General features: G+C 67.6%; 23 protein-coding genes. 12 read left to right on the top strand and 11 right to left on the bottom strand.

The features are described from left to right. The first annotated feature begins 1 nt into the window (after window position 1). From ACFFGN_RS24365 to ACFFGN_RS24350, 4 genes are all read left to right on the top strand, one after another. Window positions 2-931, top strand: coding sequence for a carbohydrate ABC transporter permease (locus ACFFGN_RS24365; RefSeq protein WP_380051648.1), 930 nt, complete (start codon window positions 2-4; stop codon window positions 929-931). Beyond that, window positions 928-1,764 (top strand): carbohydrate ABC transporter permease, encoded by an 837-nt coding sequence (locus ACFFGN_RS24360; protein ID WP_380051646.1) that lies wholly within the window; start codon window positions 928-930, stop codon window positions 1,762-1,764. Before ACFFGN_RS24365 ends, ACFFGN_RS24360 begins: the two co-directional genes overlap by 4 nt. Before the next feature lie 12 nt (window positions 1,765-1,776). Beyond that, window positions 1,777-2,550 carry an SDR family NAD(P)-dependent oxidoreductase gene (locus ACFFGN_RS24355; protein ID WP_380051644.1) on the top strand — a complete coding sequence of 258 codons (774 nt, stop codon included), beginning with the start codon at window positions 1,777-1,779 and terminating at the stop codon, window positions 2,548-2,550. A gap of 211 nt (window positions 2,551-2,761) precedes the next feature. Continuing rightward, entirely contained in the window at window positions 2,762-3,049 is a 288-nt protein-coding gene (locus tag ACFFGN_RS24350; RefSeq protein ID WP_380051642.1) for a hypothetical protein, read from the top strand. 6 nt (window positions 3,050-3,055) lie between these two features. Here the strand turns inward: ACFFGN_RS24350 and ACFFGN_RS24345 are convergent, their stop codons facing one another. From ACFFGN_RS24345 to ACFFGN_RS24325, 5 genes are all read right to left on the bottom strand, one after another. Then, window positions 3,056-3,547, bottom strand: a complete 492-nt coding sequence (locus ACFFGN_RS24345) for a hypothetical protein (RefSeq protein ID WP_380051640.1) — start codon at window positions 3,545-3,547, stop codon at window positions 3,056-3,058. Between the two features lie 21 nt (window positions 3,548-3,568). Beyond that, a complete protein-coding gene (locus tag ACFFGN_RS24340; protein WP_380051638.1) occupies window positions 3,569-3,958 on the bottom strand; it encodes an RNA polymerase sigma factor in 390 nt (129 codons plus the stop codon). Window positions 3,959-4,016: 58 nt separating this feature from the next. Further along, window positions 4,017-4,922, bottom strand: a complete 906-nt coding sequence (locus tag ACFFGN_RS24335) for a LysR family transcriptional regulator (protein WP_380051636.1) — start codon at window positions 4,920-4,922, stop codon at window positions 4,017-4,019. A 111-nt stretch (window positions 4,923-5,033) separates the two neighbouring features. Next, complete coding sequence (locus tag ACFFGN_RS24330; RefSeq protein WP_380051634.1) at window positions 5,034-5,858, bottom strand: aldo/keto reductase; 825 nt, start codon at window positions 5,856-5,858, stop codon at window positions 5,034-5,036. A gap of 59 nt (window positions 5,859-5,917) precedes the next feature. Next, the gene (locus ACFFGN_RS24325) at window positions 5,918-7,006 is read right to left on the bottom strand and encodes a winged helix DNA-binding domain-containing protein (protein ID WP_380051632.1); all 1,089 of its coding nucleotides are present in this window, start codon (window positions 7,004-7,006) and stop codon (window positions 5,918-5,920) included. A gap of 127 nt (window positions 7,007-7,133) precedes the next feature. On the opposite strand from ACFFGN_RS24325, the gene ACFFGN_RS24320 reads away from it, so the two are divergent. After that, window positions 7,134-7,976 (top strand): class I SAM-dependent methyltransferase, encoded by an 843-nt coding sequence (locus tag ACFFGN_RS24320; RefSeq protein WP_380051630.1) that lies wholly within the window; start codon window positions 7,134-7,136, stop codon window positions 7,974-7,976. Further along, a complete protein-coding gene (locus ACFFGN_RS24315) occupies window positions 7,969-8,493 on the top strand; it encodes a bifunctional DNA primase/polymerase (RefSeq protein WP_380051628.1) in 525 nt (174 codons plus the stop codon). Before ACFFGN_RS24320 ends, ACFFGN_RS24315 begins: the two co-directional genes overlap by 8 nt. 9 nt (window positions 8,494-8,502) lie before the next feature. Here the strand turns inward: ACFFGN_RS24315 and ACFFGN_RS24310 are convergent, their stop codons facing one another. Continuing rightward, the gene (locus tag ACFFGN_RS24310) at window positions 8,503-8,820 is read right to left on the bottom strand and encodes a hypothetical protein (protein ID WP_380051626.1); all 318 of its coding nucleotides are present in this window, start codon (window positions 8,818-8,820) and stop codon (window positions 8,503-8,505) included. After that, a complete protein-coding gene (locus ACFFGN_RS24305) occupies window positions 8,817-10,313 on the bottom strand; it encodes an MFS transporter (protein WP_380051624.1) in 1,497 nt (498 codons plus the stop codon). The genes ACFFGN_RS24310 and ACFFGN_RS24305 overlap by 4 nt, the downstream gene beginning before the upstream one ends. Window positions 10,314-10,435: 122 nt before the next feature. Between ACFFGN_RS24305 and ACFFGN_RS24300 the strand changes: the two genes are divergently transcribed. Next, entirely contained in the window at window positions 10,436-11,113 is a 678-nt protein-coding gene (locus ACFFGN_RS24300) for a winged helix-turn-helix transcriptional regulator (RefSeq protein WP_380051622.1), read from the top strand. On the opposite strand, the gene ACFFGN_RS24295 is transcribed toward ACFFGN_RS24300, so the two are convergent. The 4 genes from ACFFGN_RS24295 to tdh form a co-directional block, all read right to left on the bottom strand. Next, a complete protein-coding gene (locus ACFFGN_RS24295) occupies window positions 11,110-11,994 on the bottom strand; it encodes an RNA polymerase sigma-70 factor (protein ID WP_380051620.1) in 885 nt (294 codons plus the stop codon). The genes ACFFGN_RS24300 and ACFFGN_RS24295 overlap by 4 nt on opposite strands. Before the next feature lie 22 nt (window positions 11,995-12,016). Next, complete coding sequence (locus tag ACFFGN_RS24290; protein WP_380051618.1) at window positions 12,017-12,862, bottom strand: M55 family metallopeptidase; 846 nt, start codon at window positions 12,860-12,862, stop codon at window positions 12,017-12,019. A 147-nt stretch (window positions 12,863-13,009) separates the two neighbouring features. Further along, complete coding sequence (locus tag ACFFGN_RS24285) at window positions 13,010-14,191, bottom strand: glycine C-acetyltransferase (RefSeq protein ID WP_380051697.1); 1,182 nt, start codon at window positions 14,189-14,191, stop codon at window positions 13,010-13,012. Between the two features lie 11 nt (window positions 14,192-14,202). Then, window positions 14,203-15,261, bottom strand: a complete 1,059-nt coding sequence (tdh, locus tag ACFFGN_RS24280; RefSeq protein WP_380051616.1) for an L-threonine 3-dehydrogenase — start codon at window positions 15,259-15,261, stop codon at window positions 14,203-14,205. Window positions 15,262-15,407: 146 nt separating this feature from the next. Here tdh and ACFFGN_RS24275 point away from each other — a divergent pair, with 146 nt between their 5' ends. From ACFFGN_RS24275 to ACFFGN_RS24255, 5 genes are all read left to right on the top strand, one after another. Further along, complete coding sequence (locus ACFFGN_RS24275) at window positions 15,408-16,037, top strand: class E sortase (protein WP_380051614.1); 630 nt, start codon at window positions 15,408-15,410, stop codon at window positions 16,035-16,037. Window positions 16,038-16,109: 72 nt separating this feature from the next. After that, window positions 16,110-16,655, top strand: a complete 546-nt coding sequence (gene pyrE, locus ACFFGN_RS24270; protein ID WP_380051612.1) for an orotate phosphoribosyltransferase — start codon at window positions 16,110-16,112, stop codon at window positions 16,653-16,655. Further along, window positions 16,655-17,350 (top strand): type III secretion system chaperone family protein, encoded by a 696-nt coding sequence (locus tag ACFFGN_RS24265; RefSeq protein WP_380051610.1) that lies wholly within the window; start codon window positions 16,655-16,657, stop codon window positions 17,348-17,350. The genes pyrE and ACFFGN_RS24265 overlap by 1 nt, the downstream gene beginning before the upstream one ends. Before the next feature lie 123 nt (window positions 17,351-17,473). Next, complete coding sequence (locus ACFFGN_RS24260; RefSeq protein WP_380051608.1) at window positions 17,474-18,154, top strand: hypothetical protein; 681 nt, start codon at window positions 17,474-17,476, stop codon at window positions 18,152-18,154. Window positions 18,155-18,264: 110 nt separating this feature from the next. Next, window positions 18,265-19,116, top strand: a complete 852-nt coding sequence (locus ACFFGN_RS24255; RefSeq protein WP_380051606.1) for a LemA family protein — start codon at window positions 18,265-18,267, stop codon at window positions 19,114-19,116. Window positions 19,117-19,231: the final 115 nt, after the last annotated feature.

Genomic DNA, 19,231 nt, shown 5'->3' with positions numbered 1-19,231 from the left:
TATGGCCGCCACAAAATCCGTGTCCGGCCGGAAGCAGTTCACCGGCCGGACCGGCTTGGTCCTACTTGCCTTCATGCTGCCCGCGTTGGTGTTCGTCGGGCTCTTCACGTTCTACCCGCTGCTGCAGGGCGTCCAGATGGCCTTCAGGAACTACAACCTGAATGACCTGAGTGACACCTCTTGGGCCGGCCTGAAGAACTTCCGGACGCTACTGGGCGACGACATGTTCCGCGGCACGGTGACGAACTCGATCGTGTGGGTGATCGGTTCGCTGGTGCCGCAGTTCCTGATCGGCTTCACGATGGCGCTGTGGCTGCGGCGCAAGTTCCGGTTCCGCGGCACGTACCAGGCGCTGGTGTTCTTCCCGTGGGCCGTGTCAGGCTTCCTGATCGGCATCCTGTTCCGCTGGATGTTCAACGGTGAGTTCGGCGTTGTCAACGACCTGCTGATGAAGACGAACCTGATCGACAGCCCGGTGCCCTGGCTGGCCGACGCCCGCTACGCGATGGTCGCGGTAATCATCGCGAACGTCTGGTACGGCGTCACTTTCTTCGCCATCATGATCCTGGCCGCGCTGCAGTCCGTACCCGACGAACTGTACGAGGCCTCCGCGATCGACGGCGCCGGCAAGGTCCGTACGTTGTTCAGCATCACCATCCCGTCGATCCGCTCGACACTCGCGCTGACCGTGTTGCTGCGAGTGATCTGGATCTTCAACTCACCCGAGCTGATCTTCGGTATGACCGGTGGTGGTCCCGCGAACGAGACCCACATCGTCACGTCGTACATGATCCAGGTGACCCAGGAGGGCGACTACGGCCGCGCCTCGGCGATGGGCCTGATGGTGGTCTTCGTACTGATGGTGTTCGCCGTCTTCTACCTGATGGCGATTCGCCCCCGCGATACCAAGCGAAAGGTGGTGGCGGCATGATCCGCGACGAGTCCACCGCCGGCCGGATCGTCAAGTACACCGGGCTGGGGATCTGCCTGCTGATAACGATCTTCCCGCTGTACTGGATCCTCGTCACGTCGTTCAAAGACCCGGGCACGATCTTCGCCTATCCCTTGCGGTACTGGCCGGAGAAGTGGTCGCTGGACAACTACACCGGCCTGTTCGAGCAGTCGAACTTCGCGATCTACCTCGGCAACAGCCTGCTGGTGTCAACCGTCGCGGCGGCCCTCGCGACCGTGGTGTCGTTGCTGTCGGCCTACGTACTGGCGCGGTTCGAGTTCCGCACCAAGGGCGCGGTGATGGGCGCGTTCCTGGTGACGCAGATGATCCCGGGCTTCATCGCGCTCGGGGCGCTCTACGTGCTGATGACCCGGATGTACCTGGTCGACAGCCGCTGGGGCCTCATGCTGGTGTACGTCGCGGTCTCGATCCCGTTGTGCACGGTGATGTTGCGCGGCTTCTTCGAGAACGTGCCGGCCTCACTCGAAGAGGCCGCCATGGTCGACGGGTGTTCCCGGCTGTCCGCGTTGTTCCGCGTACTCGTACCGGTGATGACGCCGGGCATCGCGGCGTCGTACATCTTCAACTTCGTGAACTGCTGGAACGAGCTGTTCCTCTCGGTCACGCTGCTGAACAGCGACAGCAACAAAACCGTGCCGGCCGCCCTGAACGGTTTCATCAGCAGCTTCAACATCGACTGGGGCTCCATGTCGGCCGCCGCCGTCCTGAGCATCCTCCCCACCATGGTCCTCTTCGCCTTCGCCAGCCGCTACATCGTCGAAGGCCTAACCGCCGGCGCCGTCAAGGAGTGACAGACTGGCGGTATGGCTACTGCGTTGATCACGGGACCTACGGCGGGGATCGGGCGGGCGTTCGCGGACAAGCTGGCGGCGGATGGTTATGACCTGGTGCTGGTCGCGCGGGACAAGGAACGGCTGAACGAGATCGCCGCCGAGATCAGTGGCCGGGCTGGTGTCGACTGCGAGGTGCTCGCGGCCGATCTGACCAACCCGGCCCAGCTCGCGGAGGTGGAGGAGCGGCTCGGGGACGAGGCACGCCCGGTCGAGGTGCTGGTGAACAACGCCGGGTTCGGCGCGAAGAAGCCGTTCTGGGCCAACACGATCGAGCAGGAGGAGAAGCAGTTCGACCTGCTCGTGCGGGCGGTACTGCGGCTCACGCACGCGGCGGTGCTGCCGATGATCAGCCGTGGTTCGGGTGCGGTCATCAACGTGTCGTCCGTGGCCGGGTTCGTGCAGCGCGGCAGCTACAGCGCGCACAAGGCCTGGGTGACGAATTTCTCCGAGGGCCTGGCGGTCGAGCTCCGGTCCAAGGGCGTTGCGGTGATGGCGTTGTGTCCCGGGTTCGTGCACACGGAGTTCCACGAGCGCATGGGCATGGACAAGACGATCATCCCGTCCTTCATGTGGCTCAACGCGGACGAACTGGTCGATGCCGCCTGGGCGGACCTGATGAAGGGCAAGGCCGTCTCGGTGCCGAGCCTGCGCTACAAGGTCATCACCGCTTTCGCGCGCTACACCCCACGTACGGTCATCGCCCGCCTCTCCACCGTCGGCCTCGATGGCCGCCGCCGCACCTAAGCTGCCGCGAGCCTGGTCCGGCGTGCAACCGAACTCTCTTCCGGGCGCGTCACCGCAGTGACAGGACAGGCCGACGAAGAGAGCTGGACGAGTATGCGTACGAGACTGATCCCCGCACTAGCAGCCGTCGCGGCCCTCACGGCCTGCCAGGCCGAGCCCGAACCGCAGCGCGCAGGCCGGTCAGTGGGTCACCGAGTACGACGAGCAGTCCGTGGCCGCTGCGGCGTACAAGAAGGTGGTTGGCGCGATCCGGCTGTGCCAGCCAATACGCGGTTCGGGACCGAAGCTTGTCGAGGACCGCGGGATTGAGCAGGTTCGGATCCTGCGCTGGTCCGACCCGCGTCCGGACGGCGTGAGCCACAGCTACGCCGTGAGCCAGTTCCGGAACCTGATCAGCGTTACCGCCGTGCGTGTGCCCGGCAACGGAATGGCGGCGTCAATCGTCGAACGAATCGCCCGCACCGCCGCCGACCGCCTAGCGGCCACCGGCAACAACTGAGGACTCCTACCGCTTCCAGCTGATCAGGCGGGTATTGGCGGCAAGGGCCGCGAGAGGTTCGCGGGCGGAGCGTGGGCCGCGCATCTGGGCGATCGCCCAGCCGTTGTCGGCGCGCTGCCAAGCAAGGAAGGCCCGATCCGGCACTCCGGACAGCGACAGCCAGAACGCCGGCCTTCCGTTGATCGGCTCGGCCGGCTCACCCGTCTGCCGCCAGGCGGCGCCACCCCAGGTGGCCGTTTCGCCCGGCGCCCACAAGGTGACGTCGACCGCGGTTCCCAGGGCGCCCGGCGACGTGTCGAGCAGCGTCAGCTTCTGGATCTTCTCCCCGCCAGTCCGGTGAATGAGGACGAATGATCCAGGAGCCGGGGAGACGACGTTCGCCGGGCAGAGACTGGTCTTCCCGCTCGAATACCCCCGGAGCAAGTACGGCGGCCGTAACCGCCGCCGCGGCTGTGACAACGGCAAGCCCTCGGCAAGTTCGCACCTTGCGTCGGCCATCCCTGATCGCCTGGTCAACGCTTACGCCGGACTGGCCGGTCCCAGCCGTCCGAAGCGGTGCAAGCAGCCGGGTGGCTTCGCGCTCGTCGATGGCCATGGGCTACTCCCACGGGTCTCGAGCTCCCGGCCGGGCGGGGAGACGGCCTCGGGCGGTTCGGCGATCAGCTGTACGTCGCTCCACCGTAGGCGTCGTTCGTTCAGGAACGCGCGGACGAGGATCTTGCGGACGTACGCGTCCAGGTGGTCCGACCGTCGTGCCTGCGGCCAGTGCACGTACCGCTTGGTGATCGCGGCCTGGACGATGTCGTCGACGCGGGCGGAGTCCTTGCACAGGTTCTGCGCGAGGCGGCGCAGCCACGGCAGACTGGCCGTCACGTACTCGACGTACTGCTGCTCCTGCTGCGTGCGCATCAGCCCACCCCTCAGCCTACAGACCGGTGTGAGCGCGCCGGCGGTTGTATGAGCTGGGTCACACCGCGGCAGCGGCCTTGCGGAATTCCTCCAGCGTGGCGGCGATCAGCGGATGGCTTTCGCCCGCGCGGCGTACGGCGGCGAAGACGCGGCGGACCGGTGCCGGTTCGGCCAGGGGTACGGCGATGGCGCCGGCCAGATCGACGCCGCGAAGCGCCAACCGGGGAACGAGGGCCACCCCCGCGCCGGTGGCGACCAGCGCCGCGACGGCCCGGAAGTCGCCGGAGGTGTGCACCACCAGTGGTTCGAAACCCGCCTGTTCGCAGGCCATCGCGACCACGTCGCGGACGGGATTACCGACCGGCTGGGTGATCCACTCGTCGCTCGCCAGCTCGGCCAGTACGACGGCCTCGGCGGAGGCCAGTCGATGGCCCGCGGGCAGTACGGCGTCGAATGGCTCGGCGTACAAGGGGATCCGGCTCACCCGGTGGTCGTCGGGGCGGGGTGTACCGCGGTGCTCGACCGCCACGGCGATGTCGACCGCGCCGTCGAGCAGACGGGTGATGCCCTCGTGGCCTTCGGCGTCGGTGACCACCACCCGCAGACCGGGGGCCGACTCGCGCAGGCGGATCAGCGAGGGCGCGACCAGCAGGCTGATCGCGGTGGCGAAGGCGGCGACGCGGAGCTCACCGGTAGTGCCGTCGGCGTGTTCGCGCATGGCCTGTTCGGCGCGTTCGACCTCGGTGAGGATCGTATCGGCGTGCCGGAGCAGCAGGCGGCCTGCCGAGGTGATCTCCACCCGGCGGCCGCGTCGTTCCAGCAGCTCCTGGCCGACCTCGCTCTCCAGCGCGGCCAGTTGCTGCGAGACCGCGGACGGGGTCAGGTGCAGCACCTCGGCCGCGGCAGTCACCGTGCCGTGGTCGGCCAGCGCCCGCAACACCCGCAGTCTGCGCACCTCGATCACACCAGACAGGGTCCCACGAGCCGCGATCTGCCCCGAGCTGCCCGGGCCTGCCCCGGCCACACCGGGGCAGATCACAGGGCAGATCGGGCCAGCACAACCGCCGCGAAGGGTTTAGCCGAAGACGTCCGGGTCGCCGCCGGTGCGCTTGCCGTCTTCCAGATCGGCGATGGCGGCCATGTCGTCGTTGTCCAGCCGGAAGTCGAACACGTCGATGTTCTCGGCGATCCGGGCCGGCGTGACCGACTTCGGAATCACCACGTTGCCGAGCTGGAGGTGCCAGCGCAGCACCACCTGGGCCGGGCTCTTGCCGTGCTTCTTCGCGAGCTCCGCCAGCACCGGGTTGCTCAGCAGCTGCCCCTGGGCCAGCGGGCTCCAGGCCTGGGTGACGATGTCGTTCTCGGCGTTGAACGCGCGCAGTTCGTCCTGCGGCAGGCCCGGGTGCAGCTCGATCTGGTTCACCGCCGGGCGGAGCTCGGTCTCGCTGAACAACCGCTGCAAGGCCGGGATATGGAAGTTCGAGACGCCGATGGCCCGCACGCGCTTGTCGGCGTACAACTGCTCGAAGGCCTTCCAGGTCTCGACGTACAGGTCGCGCTGCAGGGACTGCCAGTGGATCAGGTAGAGGTCGACGTACTCCAGGCCGAGCCGGGCCAGGCTGGCGTCGAACGCCTTCAGCGTGGAGTCGTAGCCCTGGTCGTCGTTCCAGAGTTTGGTGGTGACGAAAATTTCGTCCCGGGACAGTTCGGAGGCGGCCAGCGCGCGGCCGACGCCTTCCTCGTTGCCGTAGATGGCCGCGGTGTCGATGTGCCGGTAGCCGCTCGCGAGCGCGGCGGAAACGACCTCGGGCGCGACCTCGTTATCGACCTGCCAGACGCCCAGTCCCAGCTGGGGGATCTCGACGCCGTTGTCCAGAGGAATTAGGGGGACTGTGCTCATCCTCCTATCTCACGCGGTCGCGGGGCCGGAGCCCAGGAATCCGGGGTGTGACAACAACCTCATCGTTGTTCCGTAACCACCTGAAGGCTCTTCGCTTCGGGCTCCAGGAACTCCAGCAGGGCGGTTCCTTCCCGCTCCAGTTCGGATTCCGAACGTTTTCCGGGTTTTCCGAACGGCGTCAGCGTGAGCGTCGCCACGCCGCGCTTCTTGTCCGCTGTCCACAGACCGGCCACTCGACCGTCCACCAGGAAGGTGGCCTTGATCCGCAGGTTCTTCGTGAAGACGGCCGGGCGGTGCTCATCCGCGATGATGCGCTCGCGTTTCGCGTGTGCCAGCAGGAGATTGTCGAACTCGGGCAGGAACCGGACGGGCGCGTCCACGTGTTCGCCCGGCCGCGGTGCATCCGGTAGGTCGTACAGGATCTTTCCGCTCTCATCCTTGAACCGCTCCAGCTCGGACGCGTCGAACAGCGCCTTCGCCTTCGTCAGCCCGGACCAGGTCTGGAAGTCGGTAGGCGTGGCCGGGCCGAACGCGCGCAGGTAGCGCTCGACCAGATCCTTCGGTACGACGTCCGGCGTGGGGGCCTTGCCGAGCCAGTCCTCCGCGAGCGTGAACCGGGCATTCGCGGGGTAGGCCCAGCGGGTGTCGGTCGGCACCATCACGAGCGGAACCAGCATCCGGGTGGTGAAGCCGAGGGCGCGATCGTTCACCTCGGGGAACTGCTCGATCAGCGCGTCGCGAATCTCGGTGAAGGTCAGCGGCCCAGCGGCCAGCAACTTGCGCGCGGCGGCGACGACCGCGGCCTGGTCGAGACCGGCCGCGCGATCACCGAGCAACTTCAGCCCGGCCTCCAGCACCGGCGTGAGCGTGCCCCGGAAGGCCAGGTAGTCGGCCTTGGTGACCAGGTGCAAAGTGCCGCGGAAAAACGTGGCCCGGACCACCTCGCGCTCGTGCACGGCGTGGGTGAGATCGGTGGCGGCGAAACCCGCCAGGCGGGTCCATAGGCCTGCGTAGGGATGTTTGGGCTCCTGCCCCTGCATCCCGGCCAGGCGGCCGACCGCCTCGGCCGGCGTGAGGTCGGCCCGCTCCAGCAGCAACTGCCGCGCCAGCGTTGCCCGGTTGACCGCACGGGCCGAGAGAAGACTCATGCCGCCATCATGTCTGGCCGCACCGACAAAGCCACGTCGATCTGCCCCGAGTTGCCCGCGATCTGCCCTCCCGATGCCCCGGTGCCCCGGCCCAGACTCGATCGGACCAACGCCTGGAGGAACGATCGTGAGCTATTCCCAGCACACCGCGCGAACGCGGGTACCGGCCGACATCCTGGAGCACTACACCACCCGATGGGACGAGTCGGCGCGCTTGTCGTCGACCGTGAAAGGCCGGCTCGAGACCGAGCGCCTGCGCTATTTCCTGACCAGATACCTGCCCGGGCCGGCCGCCCGGGTGGCCGATATCGGCGGCGGTCCCGGCGCGCACGCGGCCTGGATGATCGAGCAAGGCCATTCGGTCGGCCTGCTCGACCCGGTGCCCCGGCACATCGAACAGGCCCGCGCCGCCGGCGTACCGTCGATCCTCGGCGATGCGCGGGAGCTGCCCTGGCACGACGAGACGTACGACGCGGTGCTGATGGCCGGTCCGATGTACCACCTGATCAACGCCGCCGACCGGCGCCAGGCGCTGAGCGAGGCGGTCCGTATTCTCCGGCCGGGTGGCCTGCTGATGGTGGTCGCGATCAACCGCACCGCCAACCTGATCGGCTCAGCCCTCGCGAACACGCTGAGCCGCCGCCGCGAGGTGGTCGAGGACATCCTGCGCAACGGGCACAGCACCGGCAACGAGCGAATGGCTCCGAGCACGCACTACCACGGCACCACCGTGCTGCGGACGGAGTTGACCGTCGCCGGGCTGCGGCCGGTAACGCTGCACGGGCTGACCGGTCCGGGCGGCTGGCTCACCGTCGTACTCGACGCGCATCGCGACCCGGGTCCGCTGCCGCCTTCACTGCTTGATCCGGACCCGCTCACGACCGCACTCGAATGCTCGCGCCTGGCCGACGATCAGCCCGAGCTGGTTCCGTCGAGTTCCCTGCTGCTCGGGGTGGGCTGGCGTGCGTGAAGCGAGAGCCCGTCAGCTGGCGGTCGAGTACGTCGAGCACGGGTGGCCCGTCGCCCGGCTCGCCATTCCGCGTCATGGCGTGTGCCCGTGCCGGCACGGCGCCGACTGTCTGGATCCGCACCTGCTCGACGGCCGGGTGGTCGAGGACCCGAACGAGGCCGCCGCGGCGTGGTCGTTCAAGCCCTGGGGCATCGCGTTGGTGACGGCGCGGTTCGACGTGATCGAACTGCCCGCGGCCTTCGGCGCACCCCTGCACCATCGCCTCAAGGAAAGCTGCCCGACCTCGATCGCCCCGCGAACCCGGCGCTGGTCCTTCTTCCTCACGCCGTTCTCCGTACCGGCCTCTCAGCTGGACCCGATCGGCGGCCGGCTGCGAAGCGGCCCCAAAGCCTGGGTCACCGCCCCCGGCACCTTCACCGAAAGCCACGGCCGAACCCGCTGGCTCGTCCCGCCCTACGTAACCGCCTGGCAAGCCCACCAACGCACTGACGCCTTCGACGACATCCTCAGGCCCTGATGGACGGCCTCACGCGCCGGGCGTGAGGAACCGGTAGGAGCCGACCAGGGTCGCTTCACTGAAGGACGGCGGGCCAGCCACCCGTTCGGCGATCGTCTTCTGGAAGTCGCGGAAGGCGGCGCTGTCCTCGAGTACGTTCTTCTCGGTCTCGTGGACCGCGACGTGCACGAACGTCACGCCGTCGGCCAACCGGAACGTGGCGTAGCGCAGGCCACCCGGGTCGTCGGCGTTGAGCTCGGCGAAGACAGCCTCCACGAGACGTTGGTTCGCATTGGCCGCGTCAGCGTCCTTGGTCTCGTAGCGGACCACGAAGGTCTTGTTCGTCATTGCAGAAGTCCTTTCGATGCGATGGATTCGAGGTTGGCGGAGGCCTTGGGCAGGCCGGGCAGGAAGAACGCGGCGAGGACACCGAGGCCCGCGAAGACGGCCGCGACGAGAAACCCTGCCTGCACGCCCTCGGTCAGGGCGGTCTCCGCACCGCCGGTGGCTCCTGCCGCGGTGGAGACCGCGACCGAGGTGACGATGGCGATGCCGAGGGCGCTGCCGATGTTGAAGGAGGTGTCCACCAGGCCGGCGGCGAGGCCGGACTCCTGCTCGGCAACGCCGTCGAGCGCGGCGATCTGCGAGGCGACGAAGGCGGCGCCCAGGCCCGGGCCGAAGATCAGCAGGCCCCAGAACAAGTCGCCGAGGAACGTGCCATCGGTCGGCACCGAGACGAGCAACAGCGAGCCGATCGCGACCAGGAGCAGCGCGGCGACGGCGACCGGGCGAAGGCCCAGCCGGGCGACGGCCGCCTGACCGGCCATGGCGCCCGCGATCGACATGACGCTCATGACCGCGCTGGCCAGACCGAACTGCAGGGCCGAATAACCGAGCACGTCCTGGGCGTACAACGTCAATGGGAACAACATGCCGTCCACTGAGAGTCCGACGGCGAGAATCACCAGGTTGCCGGTGACGAGTGTGCGCAGCCGGAAGATCCGCAGCGGCACGAGCGGTGCGGCCGAGCGGTACTCGATCAGCAGGAACAACCCCAGCAACGCCACGACGCCGGCGAATCGCGCGACCGTGGTCCCGCTGACCCAGCCGTCTTCGGGGGCATTGGTCAGGGTGTAGATCAGCAGCAACAACGCGCCGGTGATAGCCACTGCCCCCGGCACATCGAACCGTCGCACGCCACTCGTCTGCGCGCTGTCGCGGCTTTCCCGGATCAGCACCGGCACGAGCAGGAAGATGGCTATACCGACCGGAACGTTGAGGTAGAAGATCCACTGCCAGCCGAGGCCGGAGGTGATCACGCCGCCGAGCAGGAGGCCCGCGGTTGCGCCGATACCGCCCAGGCCGCCCCAGATTCCGAGAGCCTGATTCCGCTCGGCCGGGTCGCGGAACATCGAGATAACGATGGCCAGCGCGGTCGGTGCCATGATCGCTGCCGAAATCCCCTGCGCCGCGCGGGCCCAGATCAGGAGCTCACCGGTCCACGCGATCCCGCACACGAGCGACGACAGGACGAACAAGGCGGTTCCAGCGAGGAACACCCGGCGTCTCCCGATCAGATCGGCCACTCGTCCGAAGAACAGCAGCAACCCGCCGAAGGTGATCGCGTAGCCGGTCAGCACCCACTGCACCTGCGCCACGGTGAACTCCAGCTCGCGCTGCATCGCCGGTATCGCCGTCAGCACGATCGTCGCGTCCAGGATGACCATGAAGAAGGCCGTGCCGAGCAGGGCCAGCACCTTCCAACGCCGCGGATCTGGTGGTGCCGTGAGCTGTTGCGACGGTTGAGGTGACTGGCTTTGGTCGAGCTTGTCGTCGGACATCTCCGGGCTCCTTGGGCAATAGGCGGTCCTGTCGGCGACTCCTGTAGTTCTACAATATGATCATCTAATCCTAAAAAACAACTATAAAGATCGAAGCTAGGACTGCTTGATAAGGTGAAGCGGTGACGACCAAGCGCAAGTACGACGACGGCTGCGCTGCCGCTCATGCACTGGACCTCGTGGGTGAGCGCTGGGCGCTGCTGGTAGTGCGGGAGCTGATGTTCGGCCCGAAGCGGTTCACCGATCTCCGCGCGGGGATGCCCGGCGCCAGCCCGAATGTGTTGACGCAACGGTTGCGTGAGCTGGAGGAGGCGGGCATCGTGCACCGTCGCAAGCTGCCGCCGCCCGCCGCGGCCTGGGTGTACGAGCTCACAGATTGGGGTCAGGAACTCGAGCCGGTGGTCGAGGCACTCGGGCGCTGGGGCGCGCGGTCGCCGGTGATGCAGCACGACGCGGCGATGAGTGTGGACTCGTTGATGCTCGCGCTCAAGGCATTGTTCGATCCCCAGCGGGCCCGCGGAACCAGCGCGAAGCTGCTGCTCCGGCTCGGCGAGGACAGCTTCCGGATCGAGCTGTCGGACGACCGGATCCGGATCCGCCGTGGCGTGCTGAACCAGCCGGACGCCATCATCGAAACCGACCCGGACACCCTCAACGCGTTGCTCTGGAGCGACGAGAGCGTCGCCACCGCGATCGACGAGGGCGCCGTCCGTATCACCGGGGACCGCACCTGGGTCAAGCGCTTCCTCGGCCTCTTCCCCTTGCCGGAGCCGGCTCCCGCTGTCCGTCAGCCGTTTTAGGCGACGCCGGAAGCGCTGATCGGTTCGAGTTTTTCTGGGTTGAGTAGCCACATCAGGCGGTCGACGCCCTCGGTGGTCGCGCTGATGGTGACCAGGGCGTACGGCGTGCCGTCTCGCCGGAGCAGTACGGCGGCCCGGCCGTTCGCCTCGACCCAGGTGATGGTCGCGTCGGCCCAGAAGCGGGTGTGGAACGCCCGGACGAACTTGCTGACGTGGTCCCGGCCGACCACCGGGAACTTCGTGGCCCGCGCCAGACCGCCACCGTCGGAGTAGCTGATGACGTCGGCGGCCAGGAGCTTCTCCAGCGCGGGCAGATCGCCCGCCCGCGCGGCGGCGAGGAAGGCGGTCAGCAGCCGGCGGTGCTCGGCCGGAGCGACTCGTTCGGGCTGCTCGGCGGTGAGCTGCTTGCGCGCGCGGCTGACCAGTTGGCGGGCGTTGGCCTCGGTCGACTGGATGACCTCGGCGATCTGGTCGTACGGATAGGCGAAGGCCTCGCGCAGTACGTAGGCGGCTCGCTGGGTGGGAGACAACCGCTCGAGCAGCATCAGCACCGCCATTTCAAGCGCCTCACCGCGTTCGGCACCGAGAGCCGGATCGGCGCTGGTGTCGACCGGCTCGGGCAACCACGGTCCGACGTACGACTCGCGCCGGACCCGGGCCGAGCGCGCGACGTTGATCGCGAGCCGGGTGGTCGTGGTGACGAGAAAGCCCACGGGATCGCGAACGGTCTCCCGCTCGTAGGCCTGCCAGCGCAGCCAGGTGTCCTGTACGACGTCCTCCGCCTCGGCGGAACTTCCCAGTACGCGATAAGCGATCCCGAACAACCGAGGCCGTACTTCGCCGAACACCTCGGCCGCCTCGTCCAGCGCGTTCGTCACCACGCTGGACATCGTAAGGCGGGGCCTAGCGGCGGGCGGTGAGGGCGGTGCGTCCGCGCCGTGCGGAGGCGGCGAGTTCGTACCAGACGGTGATCAAGGCCAGTAGCTCGTCGATATCGCCGACCTGCTGGCGGACCGTGAGCTCACCGAGGCGTTCGCAGCCAGGGATGAACGCGAGTAGCTCGGCCGCCTCCGGGATCTGCAGGTCGAGTTCAACGACCAGATCATCCGGAACGGCCAACAGGCGCAGCGAACTCGCACCCTCGACTGCCAACGCCGCACCTTCCTGAACCAGCTGCCGGGCCACTACCGGGCTCAGGGAGTTCGTGGCGTTCCAGCCTTCAGCGGTCTTGACCTCCGCCGTACCGACGCCGGGCAGTACACGAGTCACCAGGCCGCAGATCTGGTCGTCGCCCGTGACCAGCCCAACCGGCACGCCACGGCTGGCGGCGTACCAGGCGTTCACCTCGGCCTCGGACACCTCCAGCCCGTTGACGCGCATCCGAGCGAATTCCGAGGAGAAGGTGTGTGCCAGCACACCAGGCGCTCCACCCGGCGCGTGGTACCCGACGAAGAGTGCGACGTCGTGATCGGGTGTGAGGCCGTGGGCCATGCACTGCGCCCGCGGCGTTCCGAAGACCAGCCGGGCTCGCGGATCCAGTTCAGCGTGCAGGAGGTTGTCCATCCGGCCGTGGCTGTCGCTAACCGTCACCTCGGTTGCGCCCGCCTCGTACGCGCCGAGGATCGCGGCATTCGTTTCGGCCGTCATCAGCGCTTGTGCGGCCACGTAGCCGGACTGGCCCTGGACCACCTGATCGAGGGTGGCGATTCCCGCGATGCCTTCCATATCGACCGAGATGTAGACCTTCATCCACTGCCCTTCCGCTTCGGCGACTTCTGCGCACCGTAGGACAGCCCGCCCGGTGGCGAAACGTACGTCCCGACGGCTCTCCAGATGAAAATTCGTCCGTCGGGACAGGGTGCGGTCCTACCTGAGACCGGCGTCCGGCGGCAGGCGTTAGGCCAGGGCGGCGCGGGCCTCGATGAAGGCGGCGACCACCTGGTCGATGTCCTCGGCGGTGTGCGCCGCGCTGAGCTGGGTCCGGATGCGGGCCTTGCCGTGCGGAACCACCGGGTACGAGAAGCCGATGACGTAGACGCCGAGTTCGAGCAGCTTGTCCGCAAGCCGTCCGGCCTGGGCCGCGTCGCCGATCATGACGGGCGAAATCGGGTGATCACCGGGCAGTACGTCGAAGCCGGCCTCGGTCATCTTCGTCCGGAACCGCTCGGTGTTCGCCTTCAGCCGGTCGCGGAGGTCGCTCGAAGCACCGATCAGCTCGAGCGCCTTCAGCGAGGCGGCGGTGACGGCGGGCGCGAGAGAGTTCGAGAACAGGTACGGGCGGGACCGCTGGCGCAGCAGCTCGACGATCTCCCGTCGGGCGGAGACGTAACCGCCCGACGCGCCACCGAGGGCCTTGCCGAGGGTGCCGGTGATGATGTCCACCCGGTCGCTGACGCCGAACAGCTCGGGCGTTCCGCCGCCGTTCGGGCCGACGAAGCCGACGGCATGCGAGTCATCCACCATCACCAGGGCGTCGTACCGCTCGGCCAGGTCGCAGATCTCGTCCAGCGGGGCGACGTACCCGTCCATGGAGAAGACGCCGTCGGTCGCGATCAGCCGGTACCGCGCGTCGGCCGCGTCCTTGAGCTGGGCCTCCAGGTCGGCCATGTCGCGGTTCTTGTAGCGGTAGCGCTTGGCCTTGCACAGCCGGATGCCGTCGATGATGCTGGCGTGGTTCAGCTCGTCGGAGATGACCGCGTCGTCCGGACCGAGCAGCGTCTCGAACAGCCCGCCGTTCGCGTCGAAGCAGGAGCTGTAGAGGATCGTGTCCTCCTGGCCCAGGAAGTTGCTCAGGGCATCTTCCAGCTGCTTGTGGATCGCCTGGGTGCCGCAGATGAACCGCACCGACGCCATCCCGAAGCCCCACTCGTCCAGCGCGTCCTTGGCCGCCTGGATCACCTCGGGGTGGTCGGCCAGACCGAGGTAGTTGTTGGCGCAGAAGTTCAGCACCTTGTTGCCCTCTAAGTTGCCACTGCCAACGGAGATGGCCGAGCTCTGCGGCGAGGTGATGACCCGCTCGGCCTTGTACAGGCCCGCCTCCCGGATCTCGCCGATGGTGCCTGCCAGGTCTTCCCGCATCCGGCCGAACATCAGTGCTTCTCCTCCAGGGTGTGATTGGTCCAGTCCAGGATGACCTTGCCGCACTGCCCAAGGCGTGCGGTGTCGAAGGCCTGCTCGAAGTCGCCGTAGCCGAAACGGTGCGTGATCACCGGCGCGAGGTCGAGACCGCGTTCGAGCATCACCGACATCGAGTACCAGGTCTCGAACATCTCGCGGCCGTAGATGCCCTTGATCGTGAGCATGTTCAGCACGACCGTGCCCCAGTCGATGGCGATCTCGTCCGACGGCAGTCCGAGCATCGCGATCTTGCCGCCGTGGTTCATGTTGGCCAGCATGTCGCGCAGCGCCTTGGGTTGACCCGACATCTCCATGCCGACGTCGAAGCCCTCGCGCATGCCGAGGCTCTGCTGCGCGTCCGAGATGTTCTGCTCGCCGACGTTGAGCGCGTGCGTCACGCCGATCTTGCGAGCCAGGTCGAGCCGGTACTCGGACAGGTCGGTGATGACGACGTTGCGCGCGCCCGCGTGCAGCGCGACGGCCGCGGCCATGATGCCGATCGGGCCGGCGCCGGTGATCAGGACGTCCTCGCCGACGACGGGGAACGACAGTGCGGTGTGTACGGCGTTGCCGAACGGGTCGAAGATCGCGGCCACGTCCAGGTCGACCGTGCCAGTGACGTCTCGATGGACCCAGACGTTGGACGACGGCAGCGCGACGTACTCCGCGAACGCGCCGGGCACGTGCACCCCGAGGCCGCGGGTCTTGATGCACAGGTGACGGCGGCCGGCCCGGCAGTTACGGCATTTCCCGCACACCAGGTGGCCCTCGCCGCTCACGAGGTCACCGACGGCCACATCGCGAACACCCGCGCCGACCTCGACCACCTCGCCGCAGAACTCGTGACCGGTGACCATCGGAACCGGCACGTTCTTCTGCGCCCAGGCGTCCCAGTTCTGGATGTGCAGGTCGGTACCGCACAAACCGGTGCGAAGGACCTTGATCAGCACCTCGTCGGCCTCGACGGTGGGCTCGGGCACGTCCTGCAGCCACAGCCCGGGCTTGCTCTCGGCCTTGACCAGCGCCTTCACGGCGTTCTCCCGTCCGTCGATCCTTGCCTTTGGCTCATCGTGGCGCCCTTTCGCTCATCGTGGTGCCAGGCAACGACCCGCGTCCATCGACACGTGCTACACAGCCTTTGCAGTCCCGTTGAAACATCCAGGCGATACTGGGCGGTATGTCACGGGGTGGATTGCGCTGGCTCGGGATCGTGTTCGTGGTCGCCGGGCTGGCAGTACTGGGCTGGGTAGGCTGGCAGTACGTCGGCACGGGCATTACCTCGGGTAAAGCGATGGAAGAGCTCGAGAACGATCTACGCCGCCAGTGGAAGCCAGAGGTGAAACCAGCGGCCAAACCCGGGTTGGGCCAGCCGGTGGCGCTAGTGCGGATTCCGGCGTTCGGTGCCGACTGGGAGAAGCCGATCGTGCAGGGCGTTCGTGAGGACGATCTGGCCAAGGGAGTCGGGCACTACCCGGATACGCAGCTCCCGGGCGAAATCGGCAATTTCGCCGTCGCAGCGCATCGGGTCACGCACGGATCGCCGTTCCGGAAGTTACTGCGATTGAACGCTGGTGACGAGGTAATCGTCGAAACCCGCGATGCGATCTACACGTACGTGCTGGACACCTCGCCGCGCGATCTGACGGTCAAACCGGCCGCCGGCTGGGTCCTGCAGCCCGTGCCCGGTAAGCCTTCGGTGAAGCCCACCAAGGCCATGATCACGCTCACGACCTGTCAGGACCTGTTCCGCTCGCCGGACCGCTCTGTCGCCTTCGGTCATCTCGCGAAGACCGTTAAGAAACGCTGACCGCTTGCGTGCATCGCCCTTCTTGGAACGCAAGGAACTGGCGGGCCCTGGGCGCGGATATGCTCCTAGGCCATGACTGTTGAGCGGGACGCGTTGCTGGAGCAGGTCAAGACCAAGGCGATCGTGCGGGGCCGGGTGACGCTGGCTTCGGGCAAGGAAGCCGACTACTACGTCGACCTGCGCCGGATCACCCTGGACGCCGAGGCCGCGCCGCTGATCGGCCCGGTGCTGCTGGAACTGACCGCCGATCTGGAGTACGACGCGGTGGGTGGCCTCACCCTGGGCGCCGATCCGGTCGCGCTGTCGATGCTCTACGCGGCGAACGCACAGGGCCGCAAGCTCGACGCCTTCGTCGTTCGCAAGGCCGAGAAGACGCACGGCCTGCAGCGCCGGATCGAGGGCCCGGACGTCAAGGGCCGTCGCGTGCTCGCGGTCGAGGACACCTCCACGACGGGTGGATCCGTGCTCACCGCCGTCGAGGCGCTGCGCGAGGCCGGTGCCGAGATCGTGGGTGTTGTGGTGATCGTGGACCGCGCGACCGGGGCGAAGGAGAAGGTCGAGGCCGAGGGGCTGCAGTACCGCTACGCCTTCGGACTCGACGAGCTCGACCTGTCCTGATGCAGGGTTCTTACCTGCTCTTCACCGCCATCTTCCTGGTTCTTGTCGTAGCGCTCGGCTTCCTGGGGCATCACCAGGCGAAGAAGCGGCGGGAGGCGTTCGCGGCGTTTGCCGCCTACAACGGGTGGACCTATCTCCCGGCCGACCCGGCCTTGGCCAGACAGTGGCGGGGCGAACCGTTCGACCAGGGCAGCAACCGCAAGGCGATCAACGTGGTGACCGGAGCGTTCCACGGCCGGTCGTTCGTGGCGTTCGACTACAGCTATCAGACGCGACGTACGGACTCGAAGGGCAGAACCAGTACCACCACCCACGAGTACGGCGTGGTGGTGATGAACATGCCCGGGCGGTTGCCGTACCTGGAGGTCACGCACGAGGGCATCTTCGGTGGCGTCGTCGCGAACGCACTGGGCTTCCGGGATATCCAGTTCGAGAGCGAGCAGTTCAACCGGACCTTCCGGGTGAAGGCGCCGGACGAACGCTTCGGTCATGCGGTCGTTCATCCGCGGATGATGGAGATGTTGCTCGCGCGCGGCGAGATCGGCTGGCGGATGGACGGCGACGCCGTGATCGGCTGGAGCCGTGGCGATCACCAGCCGAACCAGGTGCTGGGCCGGCTGGACCTGCTCAAGAACGTGCTCGACCAGGTGCCGCCGTACGTCTGGCGTGACTACGCGGGCGTCGACCCGCGCTAGGTGCCGCGCGCTGCTCGCCTTCTTGCGCGACGGGCAGGCGGCATACCCCGCGGCGGCGCGAACCCGTTGACGGCATAGCTTTGCGTACGACGCCCGCGAGGTCGAACCCGGAGAGAACCACCTGTGGAAAGTGCGTACGGCTTTGTCGCGTTAGTGGTCATCGTGGCGCTGACCATGCTCGTGAGACATGTGCGGGACGACCGTCGCCGTAGCGTGGTGAGCCAGTTCGCGCAGGCGCAGGGCTGGACGTTCGCCGCGGCGGATCCGGCCCTGGTCAACCGGTGGCGCGGGATTCCGTTCGACGATGGGTACGAACGCGAGGCCCGCAACGTGCAGACCGGCAACCGCAACGGGCGCGCGTTCATCGCGTTCGACTACACCTACGTCACTCGCGGTTCGGGACGAAGAAGCCAGTTGATCCGGGTGAGGCACAACTTCGGCGTGGTCGCGATACCGCTGCCGGGCGCCTTGCCCCCGCTGATGGTGGAACCGCAGAACCGCCTCATCGCGGCCTTGGGCGGCGAGGACTTCGACCTGGAGAGCGAGCGGTTCAACGAGGCCTTCCGGGTCCGTGCCGATGACCAGCGGTTCGGGCACGCCGTACTGCATCCGCGTCTGATGGAGTTGCTCCTGCAGCGCGGGGAACTCTCCTGGCGCATTCACGGCGACACCCTGCTCGGCTGGGCCCGGGGCCGTCACGAGCCGTCCGAGGCGCTCTGGCGGCTAGACCTACTTGCGGAGATCGCGGACCACGTACCGCCGTACGTCTGGCGCGACTACGCGAACGTCGATCCACGCCGCTGACGGTCTAGGGCCCACCTAGCGGGAGCCGAGAGTGAGCGCCGGGAGCGGGTTCGACCCAGGGGAGCATTAGGGTCGGGGGCAGCATCACCCCTACCTCTCGGGAGCAGGCCATGGTCGTCACCGTCATCGTGATCGTCGCGGTTGTCGTGATTCTCGCGATCGCGCTGATCACGTCGTACAACCGGTTCGTCAAGCAGCGGAACCTGATTCAGGAGTCCTGGCGGCAGATCGATGTCGAACTGCACCGGCGCTACGACCTGATCCCGAACCTGGTCGAGACGGTTCGCGCCTTCGCGGCCCACGAGCGGCACGTGTTCGAGGAGGTCGCGCGGCTGCGTACGCAGGCGCAAGGCGTCCAGGGCGCCGCGCCCGAGCAGCGGGCCCAGGCCGAGACCGCCCTGTCGGGGGCGTTGCGCCAGATGATGATCTCGGTCGAGGCCTACCCGCAGCTGCAGTCCAACCAGAACTTCCTGAACCTGCAGCGCGAACTGACCGACACCGAGGACCGGATCGCCGCCGGGCGCCGGTTCTACAACGCGAACGTGGGTGACTACAACACTCGCATCGAGGCCTTCCCGTCGAACCTGATCGCGAACGGCTTCAAGTTCGAGAAGGCCGGCTACTTCGAGGTGGAGGACGCGGCCGTGCGGTCCGTGCCGCAGGTGTCGTTCGGCACTATCGGCGCCGTGGCCGGCGAGAGCGCCCCGCCGCACGTCGGCCCGGGCCAGCCGTCGTCGGGCCAGGTTCAGCCGCAGATGCCGGGCTACGAGGGCCAGCAGAACCCGCAGGCCCTCCCGTCGTACGGCCCGCCCAACGGCGGCCACCCCCAGCAGCAGTACAGCGGCCAGCAAGGCCAGCAGCAGGGTCAGCCGTCGTACGGCCCGCCGAACGGTGGCCAGGCTGGTGGGCCGCCCGCCGGTCCAGACCGTCCTCAGGACGGTCAACCCCCGTTCACCGGCTGACGGACCACTACCGCCGTGAGGCGGTTCTGCCTCAAAGGGCAGCAAAACCAGACACCAATTCAGGCCCGGGAGTAACGAGTAACTCGTCACACCCGGGCCTGCCCTCCCCCCGGTA

The organism is Kribbella deserti (genome assembly GCF_042434725.1).
Taxonomy (GTDB): domain Bacteria; phylum Actinomycetota; class Actinomycetes; order Propionibacteriales; family Kribbellaceae; genus Kribbella; species Kribbella deserti.
This window is presented reverse-complemented; position numbering and strand designations above follow the sequence as displayed.

Excerpts from the sequence above, each read along its gene's own strand:
- ACFFGN_RS24365 (WP_380051648.1), top strand. The coding sequence starts at position 2 with ATGGCCGCCACAAAATCCGTGTCCGGCCGGAAGCAGTTCACCGGCCGG.
- ACFFGN_RS24290 (WP_380051618.1), bottom strand. The coding sequence starts at position 12,862 with ATGAAGGTCTACATCTCGGTCGATATGGAAGGCATCGCGGGAATCGCC.
- ACFFGN_RS24340 (WP_380051638.1), bottom strand. The coding sequence starts at position 3,958 with ATGCGCACGCAGCAGGAGCAGCAGTACGTCGAGTACGTGACGGCCAGT.
- ACFFGN_RS24285 (WP_380051697.1), bottom strand. The coding sequence starts at position 14,191 with ATGCGGGAAGACCTGGCAGGCACCATCGGCGAGATCCGGGAGGCGGGC.
- ACFFGN_RS24255 (WP_380051606.1), top strand. The coding sequence starts at position 18,265 with ATGGTCGTCACCGTCATCGTGATCGTCGCGGTTGTCGTGATTCTCGCG.
- ACFFGN_RS24330 (WP_380051634.1), bottom strand. The coding sequence starts at position 5,858 with ATGAGCACAGTCCCCCTAATTCCTCTGGACAACGGCGTCGAGATCCCC.
- ACFFGN_RS24360 (WP_380051646.1), top strand. The coding sequence starts at position 928 with ATGATCCGCGACGAGTCCACCGCCGGCCGGATCGTCAAGTACACCGGG.
- ACFFGN_RS24355 (WP_380051644.1), top strand. The coding sequence starts at position 1,777 with ATGGCTACTGCGTTGATCACGGGACCTACGGCGGGGATCGGGCGGGCG.
- ACFFGN_RS24345 (WP_380051640.1), bottom strand. The coding sequence starts at position 3,547 with ATGGCCGACGCAAGGTGCGAACTTGCCGAGGGCTTGCCGTTGTCACAG.
- ACFFGN_RS24305 (WP_380051624.1), bottom strand. The coding sequence starts at position 10,313 with ATGTCCGACGACAAGCTCGACCAAAGCCAGTCACCTCAACCGTCGCAA.
- ACFFGN_RS24310 (WP_380051626.1), bottom strand. The coding sequence starts at position 8,820 with ATGACGAACAAGACCTTCGTGGTCCGCTACGAGACCAAGGACGCTGAC.
- ACFFGN_RS24265 (WP_380051610.1), top strand. The coding sequence starts at position 16,655 with ATGCAGGGTTCTTACCTGCTCTTCACCGCCATCTTCCTGGTTCTTGTC.
- ACFFGN_RS24275 (WP_380051614.1), top strand. The coding sequence starts at position 15,408 with ATGTCACGGGGTGGATTGCGCTGGCTCGGGATCGTGTTCGTGGTCGCC.
- pyrE (WP_380051612.1), top strand. The coding sequence starts at position 16,110 with ATGACTGTTGAGCGGGACGCGTTGCTGGAGCAGGTCAAGACCAAGGCG.
- ACFFGN_RS24325 (WP_380051632.1), bottom strand. The coding sequence starts at position 7,006 with ATGAGTCTTCTCTCGGCCCGTGCGGTCAACCGGGCAACGCTGGCGCGG.